Raw genomic sequence first — 12,679 nt, forward strand, 5'->3', positions numbered from 1 at the left:
GAATATATTTTTGCTACGGCAGGAGGCCTTTACAATGCAAGTTGGATTAATCGGTTTGGGAAAAATGGGCTTGAATCTCGGAAAAAACTTGATCGATCACAAGCATGAAGTTGTCGCTTACGACGTCAATGCCGCAGCGATTCAAGAAATGAAGGATTACGGTGCTACAGGTGCTTCCACACTGGAAGAGCTTGTGCAGGCGACCCAATCCCCAAGAGTACTGTGGATTATGGTTCCCCATCAAATTGTTGATTCCGTGCTGGATCAGCTTCAACCGATTTTGTCCAAAGGGGACATTATTATTGAAGGCGGTAACTCTCATTACAAAGAGTCGATTGCTCGTCATGCCCGTCTGAAGGAATACGGTATCAGCTTCATGGATGCCGGAACCTCCGGTGGTATGGAAGGTGCACGTAGTGGCGCTTGTTACATGATTGGCGGCGACCCGGAAGCATGGGCGTTTGTTGAGCCTATTTTCCGCGATACAGCAGTTGAAAATGGTTATCTGTATGCAGGTAAATCCGGTAGCGGACATTTTCTCAAAATGGTTCACAACGGTGTGGAATATGGTATGATGGCCTCCATTGGTGAAGGCTTTGAAGTGCTGGAGAAAAGCAGCTTTGACTTCGATTATGAGCAAGTGGCACGCGTTTGGAACAACGGTTCCGTTATTCGCTCCTGGTTGATGGGCTTGACCGAACGTGCATTTTCCAAGGATGCAAATCTGGATGAAATTCGCGGGGTTATGCACTCTTCCGGCGAAGGCAAATGGACGGTTGAGGAGGCATTGGACATTCAGGCGGCTACTCCGGTTATTGCGTTGTCCCTGCTGATGCGTTACCGTTCTCTGGATGCAGATACGTTCAACGGGAAAGTCGTTGCCGCGCTGCGCAATGAATTTGGCGGTCATGCAGTAGAAAAGAAATAGTAACGATATAGCTTAGCATCGATCCCCGTAGCTTCAAAACTGCGGGGATATTGCTATATGTTCTTGCCGTGCGCTTTTTTGCTATATGCATATTTTTCCTTGTATAACCGCACAATAGATGAAAAAGAAGGCGGAAGGATGAATAGCATATGTGCAAAAGGTTTTCGTTATCGGCTGATTTGGACGAGGTAAGGGATCATTTTGGCATACAACGGGTGATGTATTATTATAAAACACGTTACAATATGAGCCCTACCCAGCATGTTCCCATCGTGCTGCATCAGGAGGGGGAACGGGTGCTAGATGAATTTCGCTGGGGATTTATCCCCTACTGGGGCAAGGATTGTGTCAACGCCGATTTGAATACGGTACGAGTGAATCCGAGTTACCGCAAAATGGCCGAAACCCGACGTTGTGTCATTCCTTGCAACGGCTTTTATTATTGGCGAAAGCTTGGTAAACGTATGTGTGCGGTGCGGGTGGTGTTGCCAGGACAGAAAATGTTTGCGGTCGCGGGATTGTATGAGGTATGGCAGGATAGCCGTAAGGAGCCGCTACGTACCTGTACGATGATGACGGTGCAGGCCAATGCGGATATTCGTGAATTTGACGGACGTATGCCCGCCATTTTGGAACCCTCGAATATGGATTCATGGCTGGACCCGTCCATTAAGAACATAGATGAGTTGCTACCGTTGCTGTGCACGTATGAACAGGGCGATATGAGCATCTATCCGGTGACCCCGCTGGTCGCCAATGATGAACACGATAACCGCGAATGCATTCAGGAAATGGATTTGCAATGGTCCTGGATCAAGCCTTAAATGAATATGGAGAATTTTCATTCACTACAGATCATAAGCTTCCCGCCGCCTGCATAGGTATGTATTGGGGAACAAGTGTCATGATCCGGGGAGAGGGGAAACGGCCGAAGGAGTATCTCATATGGGATGGAGGCGATTGGAATGAGCAACGATACACTCATCCAACTGCTGGTGCTCATGGTGACGATCATCGGTCTGGTCCAAAACCGGTAAGTGGCAGGTTCCAGAAGGCGGGAGAATTGCCCTAGGCAATCTTCCGCTTTTTTTCGTTTTCCTTTCAACAGTAGCAACAAGAGATGTTATTACTTTAAAATGCTCGCAGATGGAGGGAGCTTGCGGTACAATAGATGCTAAGCTACAGGTGACAAGACACCTGAATATACGGCTATATATAATGCATTTTTAAGGGAGAGCGAATCATGAGTGAATTGACTTCATTACCACCATCCAAAAAGCGAAAGCTGCTGTTTAGCGCAGGACTCAGTTGGCTGTTTGATGCCATGGACGTTGGGCTGCTTTCGTTCATAGCCGCAGCGCTGGCTAAGGAGTGGCATTTGGGATCAGAGCAGATTGGTCTGTTGACTGCGATGAATTCGATAGGGATGGTGTTTGGGGCCGCTTTAGCGGGGATTTTGGCTGATCGCTACGGCAGGCGTGCGATATTAGTGTGGACGCTGTTGATCTTTTCTATTGCAAGCGGCTTGTCAGCTTTGGCGACCGGGCTCGGTGTACTGTTGGTGCTGCGCTTTATTGCAGGCGTAGGCTTGGGAGGGGAATTGCCTGTAGCTTCGACGCTGGTGTCGGAATCGGTGCCGGTTCAGGAACGGGGAAAAGCGGTCGTTTTGTTGGAAAGCTTCTGGGCCGCGGGATGGATTCTTTCTGCGCTTATTGCCTATTTTGTTATTCCAAAGTACGGCTGGCAGATGGCCTTTATTCTCGGCGCAGTACCAGCCCTGTACGCCCTTTATTTACGCAAAGCGGTAGAGGATTCACCACGATACAAGCAGCAGAGTGTCAAGCTTCCACTGCGTGAAAGACTGGCTTCCATTTGGTCAGGGCCGAACCGCAAGTCCACGCTCATGCTGTGGATTTTATGGTTTACGGTTGTATTTTCCTATTACGGAATGTTTCTGTGGCTGCCAAGCATTATGTTTATGAAGGGTTTTGAACTGGTTAAAAGCTTTGAGTATGTCCTGATCATGACGCTGGCGCAATTGCCAGGATATTTTACTGCGGCATATCTGATTGAAAAGCTGGGCCGCAAATTCGTGCTGATCGTCTATTTACTGCTAACGGCGGTGTCTGCTATTTGGTTCGGTACCTCGGAAACGGCAGGAATGCTGCTGGCTGCCGGTATCTGCTTGTCCTTTTTCAATCTCGGCGCGTGGGGAGCCATGTATGCCTATACCCCGGAATTGTACCCAACAGCCGTCCGTTCTACCGGAGTGGGTATGGCGGCTGCGTTTGGTCGTATCGGTGGCGTGATTGGACCGTTCCTGGTCGGAATGCTGGTTGGACAGGGCATGGCGATACAATCTATCTTTGTCATTTTCTTCGTAGCGATCCTGATTGGAGCGGCGGCGGTATGGTTGCTGGGTACCGAAACGAAAAATCGGGAGATCGACTAACCTTTACATTCACCTCTATAAAGATTCATAATATAAGAGAGAGGAGTGACCTGAAATGGAGCATACCTTTCTGCTCAAGGCAGACTGGAACGGGGGGCGCAACAGCGCTGGGTATATTGAGGCCGGACAGCTGCGGACAGCGATTTCGATCCCGGCAGAGATGGGTGGTCCCGGTGTGGGTACCAATCCGGATGAAATGCTGCTAGGCGCTGCCGCGACCTGCTATTTGATTACATTGGCGGCGATGATGGAGCGCGCTGGTCTTACGGTGGCTTCACTGGCGCTGGAATCCGAAGGGATTGTCGATGTAACGAACAATATTTTTACATATCGTCGAATTATCCATCGTCCACGAGTTCATTTGGCCGCCGATGCGACAGAATCGCAGATCGAACAGGCAGTGCGGCTGGCAGAGCAGGCAGAGAGCTCTTGCATGATCTCACGTGCCGTAGCGGGAAATGTAGCTTTATCTACAGAGCCCGTCGTGGAACGCGCCTCTTAGCGCTATTTGAACCAGGAGTAATCATTCCAATTGCCCATTATTTTTCTAATTTGAGGAGGACACAACCATGACAGCACAACAAAAATTGCTCGTTTTCGCAGGCTCTTACGCCGAATTGGAAGGCAGCGGAGTTTATGCGTACACTTTTAATGAAGAGACAGGGGTTCTTACATTACAGGATGAGTTCTCCGGATTGAAAAATCCAACCTTCCTGAACGTAGACGTGAAGAACCGGAAGCTGTATTCCATTGGAGAAACGACTTCTGCTACTGGAGCGAAGGTGGGCGAAGCTGCTGCTTTTGAAATTGATCCGGTCAAAGGGACATTTACATTGCTTAACCGGGCGGAAAACGTTGGCGCAACAACCTGTCACATTCAGCGTGATCCATCCGATCGCTACCTGATCGTAGTCAGCTACCACGGAGGAATGGTGGGACTGGTGTCTCTAACCGAGGATGGCCGTATCGGCGAGTTGCTGGATGTTAAACAGCATGAGGGCAAGGGAGCGCATCCTGAGCGTCAGGATCGTCCGCATCCACACTCCAGTTTCTTTAGCCCTGATGGTCGTTTCCTCTTCGTACAGGATCTCGGTTTGGATCTGATCCGTGTCTACACCATTGATGACAGTAAAGGACAACTGGTACTTCATGGCGAAACGAAAACCCATGCAGGTGCAGGTCCACGTCACTTGACGTTCCACCCGAACGGTAAATTTGCTTTTGTCATTAATGAGGTGGATTCTTCCATTACTTCTTTTGCGTATGACGTAGAAGCAGGCAAGCTTACCGAGCTTGAGAGCGTACCGACTTTGCCGTCTGATTTTACGGGCGAAAACACAACCGCTGAGATTGCTATTTCGGGGGATGGTGCTTATGTGTACGGTTCCAACCGTGGGCATGACAGCATCGTAGTGTTCGCTGTAGACGCTGCAACAGGCAAGCTGAGCCTGGTAGAGCATGTTTCTGCCGAAGGAGAGCATCCACGTCATTTTGCTTTGACTCCAAACGGCGAGCATCTGCTCGTGGCAAACCGCGATACGAATAACATCGTTACATTTAAAGTGGACAAGGCTAGTGGACGACTGACCTATACGGGACAACAAGTAACCGTGTCCAAGCCGGTATGCGTTCAACCTTTTTACTTTTCTGTATAAAGTTTGATAGAGGCTGGGTGGCTGAGTAACGGTAAACGGTATACGGGTAATGACCGCTACGAGGACGGATCATTCTTCCGATCGCTGTTGCCCCCGGATTTCTTGATTATATGTTCAAGGGTAGAAATCCGGGAACAAAGGCGAACGCTAACGCTTCTTCAGAACGATTCCGTCCTCTCCGCTGCTTTTGTGCTTCTGGGCAACTGTTCATAGAAAATTCTTGAGAATTACGGTCTGTAGGTTAAACCTGCGGCCGTTTTTCTTTTTATAGCTGGCTATTTTTATAGAAGTCATTTTCTATTTCATATGATATATAACAATATTTAATATGGATATATTGTAATATATAAACATAATTTGTTGAATTATGTTGAAAAGCGCAGAAAAAGCTGGTATATTCATCATGGAAATCTTACATACATCCTTAGATCGCTCAAATACACCCTTTCAGGAAAAGGTCGATCGCCTTGAATTGTATGTGGATTTGTTGAGACAGATTGCTGTAAATCCCGAAGAAAATGTAATATGGGATTGGGTGATTTCTAAAGGGCTCAACCGTGAACAGTACAACAATTTAAACTCTGTTTTAAAAGAAAACACCAGGATTCTTTTAAAACAAAAAGAGGGGGGGAATCCCACTGTTTTAAGCTTTCAGGAGTTCTCTAGTCAAGTCATCGGATCTATAGGCTTAAATGATGACGAAGTGGGCAAGAAAGCGGTTGCTCAAGTGTTAAGGAGTGCTGTTAGGATGCCTGCTTTTGCTATACTTAATCATTACGTAAATTTAATTGATAAATAGAAGCTTGATAGTTTAGGACTCACTTATGTGGGTCCTTTTCTTATTTTAATTAGACTAGGGGAGACTCTAACTAAAGAATAGAGCAAGCAAAGAATTTCTCCATGAAAAATAACAAATCACATGTATAAAATTTTAAGGTTACAAATAAGAAGCGAATAATCTCGGCAGTAAAAGGGTACATATGTTATAAGTGGGACAAGAATCATTTGGGTAAATTTAAGATGAGCATTGTAAGATCAACATAAGTGTTAGAAGTTTCTTAATCAAAAGCATACATTTTAGGAGAGACGAGAGCTGTTCATATCGGTAGTTTTGTTCGTGGTGTGCTAGAGATAAGCTGAGTAACGGAGCGGGCAGATGGATTTCGGAGAAGCGATAGCGTTCGCCTTTGGAACTTGATTTTAACCATAAGAACCTAATTCAAAAAATCAGGTTTCAACAGTGATCGGAGAAACCATCTGTTCGCGCAGTGGGCCACATAGACCAAAAACTGCCGATTAAACACATTTTACACAAGGAGGAGTAAATCATATGAAAATTATCATTACGCAAAAGGAAGCCGCCGACAAAGGAATCTGGACAGAGATCATGGGTATGTTCGCTGTAACCAAAGAGGACGAGGTGTGGCAAAATGAAGAGTTTATTCTCACTGAAGAACAGGCGCGTCAGGTCGGATTGATCAAATAAAAAGCTGTAAATAAGACATGTAAGCAAGTTTTAAGACCAAGTCTTAAAAAATCGTAACTTCTTTTTTATGGTTCTGATACACTTTTTAACCGTACAACGTTTATAGTAAGTGCATAAGGGTAATGAAGCTTACAGACACCGTGTACATAACCCAGACGGTAAGGAGAGATCAGACATGATGAGACTAGCTTCGAAATGGACAGTATTGGCTTTAATGATGATGCTGATGACGGCGGCGGGAGCAACAGCACAAGGCTACACGCCCGTAACACCTGCTGAAAATCAGGAGACCGTATATATAAATCAATTGGAGATGCGTAACGGACAAATCTATTTGTCGGCAGATCCGATTGAATGGTATGAAGGTAAGGCAGCAGACAAGGCGTTCTTGGAGCATGAAGGAAACACAGGGTTGGACGGAGCACCAGACGGTTACTACATCGTGAATAATTCCGTGCAAAATGACGTGTACCAGGTTGCCCCAGATGCTTCGGTAGAGGTACAAATTTATGATCATACAGGTCGTATAGAAGATACAGATGTAAAATGGAATGAATCGATCCCTTTGGCACAGTTTGAAAAAGATTTTGCCAAAAAAGATGTATTGGATCTCAGCCAATTTCCATACCATGTGACGTTGCGTGACGGTAAGGTCGTTAAAATCGTGCAGCAGTTCATTCCTTAAAATAGAAGTAATCGCATAGCAGACACGTGCTTTCATTTGATCGTAGATCAGTGGGAGCACTTTTTTTATGCAAAATTTGAACGAGTTCATCAGGATAGCAAGGAGATGAAAAAGCGCATGTCGAATATGTGGAAAACAGGTTCGTGCAACAAACTCATCGTTTTTAAGTAGTAACGATATCACATTACTTTTTGGAGAGAAAGGAATGAAGAGATGAAGGCCATTATAGTCGAACAATTCGGATCGCCGGAATACATGAAATATGTAGATATTGAAATTCCATCCCTTCAATCCACACAAGTGTTAATCCGGGTTCACGCAACCAGTGTTAATTATGCGGATATTAAAGCCAGATACGGGAAGAAGGGGGAAGGCAAGCTACCTTTTTTGCCTGGACTGGAGGCATCAGGGATTGTGGAAAAAGTGGGTGCTGATGTGAAATCTATACGTGTGGGTCAACGCGTCATTGCCTTACCACATCATGGCTCGTACGCGGAGTATATCGTTGCAGAAGAAAATCTGACTTTTGTGTTACCTGATCGTGTGGATATGGACACAGCAGGAGCGAGCGGCATTGTATCCTTCTTATCTTATAAGCTCCTTGCTGATGTGGCCCGGTTAACCAGAGGGGAAGCTGTACTAATCCATTCGGCGGCTGGCGGCGTAGGAACAACAGCGATACAAATAGCCAAGTTGTTAGGTGCAGGAAAGGTCATAGGAACGGTGGGGAATGAAAACAAGATTCCCGTGGCCTTAAGTGCAGGTGCAGATCATGTTATTTGTTACGAAACAGAGGACTTTGCGGAGAAAGTCAATGAATTGACCGCAGGCAAAGGCGTTCAAATTATTTTAGATTCTGTGGCAGGCGATATAACGCAGAAAAGTTTAAACTGTCTGGCTCATTTTGGACGCTTGGTGATGTTTGGTAACTCCAGCGGAAGAAGCGCACAGCTCCAAACAAGCGATCTGCATGCAAGCTGTCGTTCTGTTCTTGGATTTAGTTTGAGCACGACCCGAAAAGAACGGCCTGAAATGTTACGGGAAATTGCAGTTCAAGTATTCAAGCTATTGGAAAATGGGCAATTAGACATCAAGATCAGTGAAAGATTTCCGTTAAAAGAGGCGGCGTTGGCGCATCAGTGGGTTGAAAGCAGAAAAAGTACGGGGAAAGTGCTGCTATACACGTAACACGATATCAATAAAAAAAGAGGATATCCATCCCAAATAGGGGGCGGATATCCTCTTTTGTTCATATATATGGATTTAGAAGGATTTTGCAGCTTCTGTTGCACTTTGTACAGCAGCTTCAACAATGGCTTGTGCTTGATCTGGAGCTTGGTTATGTCCTTCCAGTACAACCTTCACGATGTCTTTCACACCGAAGAAGGATAAGATGTTGCTCATGAAGTTCAAAGACATTTCAGCAGCAGCAGCAGGGCCTTCGGAGTATACGCCGCCTCTTGCATTCAACAGGACTACTTTAGTTTCAGTTACGAGACCAACTGGACCCTCAGCAGTGTATTTGAACGTTTTACCAGCTTGGTTCAGGTAGTCAATGTAAGTATGCAATACTGCTGGAATCGTCATGTTCCAAAGCGGGAAAGCGAATACGACTTTGTCTGCTGCAAGGAATTGATCAAGGTAGCCGTTAGCTACGCCCGCCAGGCGAGCTTCTTCAGCGTTCAGCTCCAAGCCTCTAGCAGATTTGAACGTGCCGTTAATCATGTTGGCGTTCAAATAAGGAAGCTCGACGGAGAACAGGTCCAGTTCAGTGATTTCATCGGATGGATGGGAAGCTTTGTAGCTTTCCAAAAAGGCATTATACAATTTAACGGTTGCGGATTCTTCGGCTGTACGATCGTTAGCTTTGACAAATAGTACTTTAGACATGATTTATTTCCCCCTAGGTAAGTTAAGTAAGTCATTTACCTCGTAATATTACAATATAAAGATAATATCTGTCAACACTTTTATATTAAATTTATTTTAACAAGCTACTTTATTTTTTACACTGTAAAATTTATGTGTTTCTTTTGCAAAATATCAGTTTTGCGGTAAAATTTAAGTATGAGCCGATTAGAAGAATGGTCCATAGGCGAAGAATGAAATTACCATGTGGTCAACAGGATAGGTACAACAGATGAACGAAAAAAGGTGAGTAGCTTGAAGATTGGTTTTTTTGATTCAGGATTGGGTGGAATTACGGTATTATCTGAGGCCTTACGACGGCTGCCAAACGAAAATTTTGTATACTTGGCAGATACGCTTCATGTTCCTTACGGGACGAAAACACCGCAAGAGGTGTGCGGATACGTCAAGGCTTCGGTACAAACTATTTTAAAAGAGGACGTTAAGGCGCTGGTCATTGCCTGCAATACAGCCACGAGTATCGCGGTTGCGGAGCTGAGGAACGAATACCATCTCCCGATCATTGGTATGGAGCCGGCCGTGAAGCCTGCGGTGGAGATGAATCGAGCGAATGGTAAAAGAGTGCTGGTGTTAGCCACGCCGTTGACATTAAAACAATCCGGTTATGCAGCGCTGGTGTCCAGAGTTGACGATCATGGAAGTGTAGATTCGTTGCCCTTGCCCGAGCTGGTGCATTATTGTGAGCAGTTAAATTTTGACCGGACAGTAATGGCCGAATATTTTAACCGTAAGCTGTCTGCGTTCGATCTGAACTTATATGGTACGGTCGTTTTGGGGTGCACACACTATCCCTTTTATAAGGAGATCTTGAAGGGGCTGCTGCCTCCCCATATTCAGCTAATCGACGGGAGTCAGGGAACGGTCAGACGGTTAAAACAGGTGTTGTCTGAGCGCAATTTGCTGGTATCTCCGGCAAAAGCGGGTCAATCGCAGGAGGGACACATTACGTTCCTGTGTACCAGCCAGGATGAGGACTATGTCCACAAAATGGAGCGTGCGCTTGAAATTTATGCGGAGCATGAAAAGATTTCTTTTTAAAGCAGGTGCGACTGGCGAACGGATTGAATCATAGCGGTGAATCCCAGCGTCAGTCGCGTAGTGAATCAGAGGCATAGATGGAGGGGAGGCTTTTGATGGACGTTCAACTGATCCTAAAGGAGCTTCAGGAAGCAGGTATACTTGAAGGCCATATGCAAGAACTCAAATCCCTGACTGGAGGAACCTCAAGCGAAGTGATTGCCATCATGGACGGAATCAGGCCTCGATATGTGATCAAGCAGAATGATCCGGTTATTGTAGAAGCGGAAGCAGAATTTTTACATACCTATTCACAAATTGAAAAATTAACGCGTCTGGTTTATGTTGATCCGCTGCATCGTTATTTGGTATACATGTTCAAGCCAGGGCTGACCCGCTATCATGGAAGGAACAAGAGCGACCTTCTGTTCAGTCTGGCGACGGAGCTGATCGCGCACTACAAGCCACTGGGAGAGGAACGCCATTATGGTTATCCAGACTATCCGTTTGTGAAATGGAGAGATTTTCTGCTGCACAGGGTAAAGGAATCCAGAAAGATCATACAGGACGTTTTATCTCTAGAGGATCATCGGTTTGTTCATGCACTTGTGGCGGGAATACCTCATCGGAATCTGAAATACTTGCTCCATGGCGACTGTGGGGTACATAATTTCGTGTTTGCCGAAAATGACACTTTAACGGGCATTATTGATCCTGATCCGGTGGTAGGAGAACCGTTATATGATCTGATATACGCTTTTTGCTCTTCACCGGACCTACTGACTGTCGATACGATTTTGCCAGCGGTAGAGAAGCTTGAGCCAGAAATGACAGGGAGTTACGAGCTGAACAGGGAAGTGCTACAGGGATTATACTTTCGAATAGCTACCTGCATTCGGCATCATCCGGGGGATCTTGAAAAGTATGTAGAGACGTGGGCATATTGGTTGAGCAGGATGGGTTGAGAAAAAGCACATGACTTTTTATGATTGAGTAAGCGGTATCAATAATAATGTCTGAGCATATACAGGGTTCACATCTGGGAGGAATACAGAAGTATGTCACTTTCGCAGGAAAGCGGCTCCAAGCAAGCACAAGTCGTGAAAACGATGACAGTTTTTGCAATCACTTGGCCGATCTTTATAGAAATGTTGTTTCATATTTTGATGGGTAGCGTGGATACGTTCATGCTGAGCCATGTGTCGGACGAGGTTGTGTCGGCTGTGGGTGTGTCGAGACAGCTGATTGAATTTACGATTATCTTGTTCAATCTGCTTGGTCTTGGAGTAGGTGTCATCATCGCTCAGCTATTGGGTGCACAAAAGCATGTGGATGCGAGCCGTGTAACGGCCTCGGCCCTGACCTTCAATCTGGTATTCGGTTTGGCGCTGAGCTTGATGTTTATTGTAAGCCGGAATTTTCTGCTGTCCTTTTACCATATTACCCCGACGATTAAGGAAAATGCCGAGATCTATATGATGCTGGCAGGGGGCTCGCTGTTTCTGGAAGCGCTTATGCTAACCGTAGGTCCGGTTATTCGTTCGCATGGTTTTACGAAAGATACGATGATCGTGGGCATTGGTATGAACATTTTGCATATTGTGGGGAATGCGTTGCTGATTTACGGCTGGTTTGGTCTGCCGCAAATGGGCGTGTCCGGAGCAGCGATTTCAACGGTGATTAGCCGTGCTGTAGCCTGTGTCTGGATTTTTATTCTGTTATACAAACGTGTAAGTGCGCCGATCCGTATCAAGTATTATGTACAGCTTCAATGGAGCAAGCTGGTGGCCATCCTGAAAATCGGCATTCCGGCGGGACTGGAATGGTTGTCTTATCAGCTCAGCCAAATGATGGTGACCCGGTTTGTCAGCTTCATGGGGACAACGGCGATTACTACTCATTTTTATACGAATACGATTGTGTACTTTTTTATGGTGTTCGGAATGGCAGTGGGCGAGGGGACGGAAATTATTGTTGCTCGCTTGATAGGTGCAGGAGATAAGGAGAAGGCGTATCACCAACTGCTGCGCAGCCTAAAATGGTCTCTGGTCATTACGATTGCGGTGATCGTGGTGGTATCCTTTTTCCGATATGAAGTGATGGCGATCTTTACGGATGAGCCGGCGATTATTCAACTGGGAGCAGCGATTTTGCTGTTCTGTATATTGCTGGAGCCGGGCCGTGTGTTCAATCACGTCGTCATTAACTCCTTGCGGGCGGCGGGGGATGTACAGTTTCCCTTGATGATGGCGATCATCTCGATGTGGGGGATCAAAATTCCGTTGGCGTATGTGCTGGGCATTCATCTGGGATATGGTGTGCTTGGGGTGTGGATTGCACATGCCTGCGATGAGTGGGTACGAGGTATTTTCCACTACCTGCGCTGGAAAGGTCGGAAATGGCAGCACAAGTCGCTGTTGTCCAAGGCTGAACTTCAAGCGGATTCATTGTCAGGCTGACACTTGAAGCTGTAGTTGCTCAGGCACCTCTATACATAGGCATTCTCCATAGATATGGGGGGATGTCT

Annotated in this window: 14 protein-coding genes; 13 read left to right on the forward strand and 1 reads right to left on the reverse strand. The window is 46.1% G+C overall.

Going from position 1 to position 12,679, the window contains the following annotated elements; genetic code table 11:
- Positions 1–34 precede the first annotated feature (34 nt).
- The 10 genes from gnd (at position 35) to ABIA61_RS02460 (ending at position 8,394) form a co-directional block, all read left to right on the forward strand.
- Positions 35–928 (forward strand): phosphogluconate dehydrogenase (NAD(+)-dependent, decarboxylating), encoded by an 894-nt coding sequence (gene gnd / locus ABIA61_RS02415; protein WP_192510466.1) that lies wholly within the window; start codon positions 35–37, stop codon positions 926–928.
- A gap of 149 nt (positions 929–1,077) precedes the next feature.
- Positions 1,078–1,752 (forward strand): SOS response-associated peptidase, encoded by a 675-nt coding sequence (locus ABIA61_RS02420; protein ID WP_283655728.1) that lies wholly within the window; start codon positions 1,078–1,080, stop codon positions 1,750–1,752.
- Positions 1,731–2,000: a hypothetical protein gene (locus tag ABIA61_RS02425; RefSeq protein ID WP_137062855.1), complete on the forward strand. Its 270-nt coding sequence runs from the start codon at positions 1,731–1,733 to the stop codon at positions 1,998–2,000. The genes ABIA61_RS02420 and ABIA61_RS02425 overlap by 22 nt, the downstream gene beginning before the upstream one ends.
- A gap of 171 nt (positions 2,001–2,171) precedes the next feature.
- On the forward strand, positions 2,172–3,380 hold the full coding sequence (locus ABIA61_RS02430) for an MFS transporter (protein WP_283655729.1): 1,209 nt from the start codon (positions 2,172–2,174) through the stop codon (positions 3,378–3,380).
- Positions 3,381–3,435: 55 nt separating this feature from the next.
- Positions 3,436–3,882, forward strand: coding sequence for an OsmC family protein (locus tag ABIA61_RS02435; protein WP_283655730.1), 447 nt, complete (start codon positions 3,436–3,438; stop codon positions 3,880–3,882).
- A gap of 67 nt (positions 3,883–3,949) precedes the next feature.
- Positions 3,950–5,035, forward strand: coding sequence for a lactonase family protein (locus tag ABIA61_RS02440; protein WP_283655731.1), 1,086 nt, complete (start codon positions 3,950–3,952; stop codon positions 5,033–5,035).
- A gap of 367 nt (positions 5,036–5,402) precedes the next feature.
- Positions 5,403–5,834: a hypothetical protein gene (locus tag ABIA61_RS02445; RefSeq protein WP_404580247.1), complete on the forward strand. Its 432-nt coding sequence runs from the start codon at positions 5,403–5,405 to the stop codon at positions 5,832–5,834.
- 531 nt (positions 5,835–6,365) lie between these two features.
- Positions 6,366–6,521 carry a hypothetical protein gene (locus ABIA61_RS02450; RefSeq protein ID WP_170970838.1) on the forward strand — a complete coding sequence of 52 codons (156 nt, stop codon included), beginning with the start codon at positions 6,366–6,368 and terminating at the stop codon, positions 6,519–6,521.
- Positions 6,522–6,696: 175 nt separating this feature from the next.
- Positions 6,697–7,206, forward strand: coding sequence for a hypothetical protein (locus ABIA61_RS02455; RefSeq protein ID WP_283655734.1), 510 nt, complete (start codon positions 6,697–6,699; stop codon positions 7,204–7,206).
- 213 nt (positions 7,207–7,419) lie between these two features.
- On the forward strand, positions 7,420–8,394 hold the full coding sequence (locus ABIA61_RS02460; RefSeq protein WP_283655735.1) for a quinone oxidoreductase family protein: 975 nt from the start codon (positions 7,420–7,422) through the stop codon (positions 8,392–8,394).
- 75 nt (positions 8,395–8,469) lie between these two features.
- On the opposite strand, the gene ABIA61_RS02465 is transcribed toward ABIA61_RS02460, so the two are convergent.
- A complete protein-coding gene (locus ABIA61_RS02465; RefSeq protein WP_404519173.1) occupies positions 8,470–9,096 on the reverse strand; it encodes an FMN-dependent NADH-azoreductase in 627 nt (208 codons plus the stop codon).
- A 273-nt stretch (positions 9,097–9,369) separates the two neighbouring features.
- Between ABIA61_RS02465 and murI the strand changes: the two genes are divergently transcribed.
- From murI to ABIA61_RS02480, 3 genes are all read left to right on the forward strand, one after another.
- Positions 9,370–10,173, forward strand: coding sequence for a glutamate racemase (gene murI, locus ABIA61_RS02470; RefSeq protein ID WP_404519172.1), 804 nt, complete (start codon positions 9,370–9,372; stop codon positions 10,171–10,173).
- Between the two features lie 95 nt (positions 10,174–10,268).
- Positions 10,269–11,117, forward strand: a complete 849-nt coding sequence (locus ABIA61_RS02475; protein WP_404580248.1) for a phosphotransferase — start codon at positions 10,269–10,271, stop codon at positions 11,115–11,117.
- A 93-nt stretch (positions 11,118–11,210) separates the two neighbouring features.
- Positions 11,211–12,611 (forward strand): MATE family efflux transporter, encoded by a 1,401-nt coding sequence (locus ABIA61_RS02480; protein WP_404580249.1) that lies wholly within the window; start codon positions 11,211–11,213, stop codon positions 12,609–12,611.
- Positions 12,612–12,679 lie beyond the last annotated feature (68 nt).

Source organism: Paenibacillus sp. RC21 (assembly GCF_044907935.1).
Taxonomy (GTDB): domain Bacteria; phylum Bacillota; class Bacilli; order Paenibacillales; family Paenibacillaceae; genus Paenibacillus; species Paenibacillus terrae_A.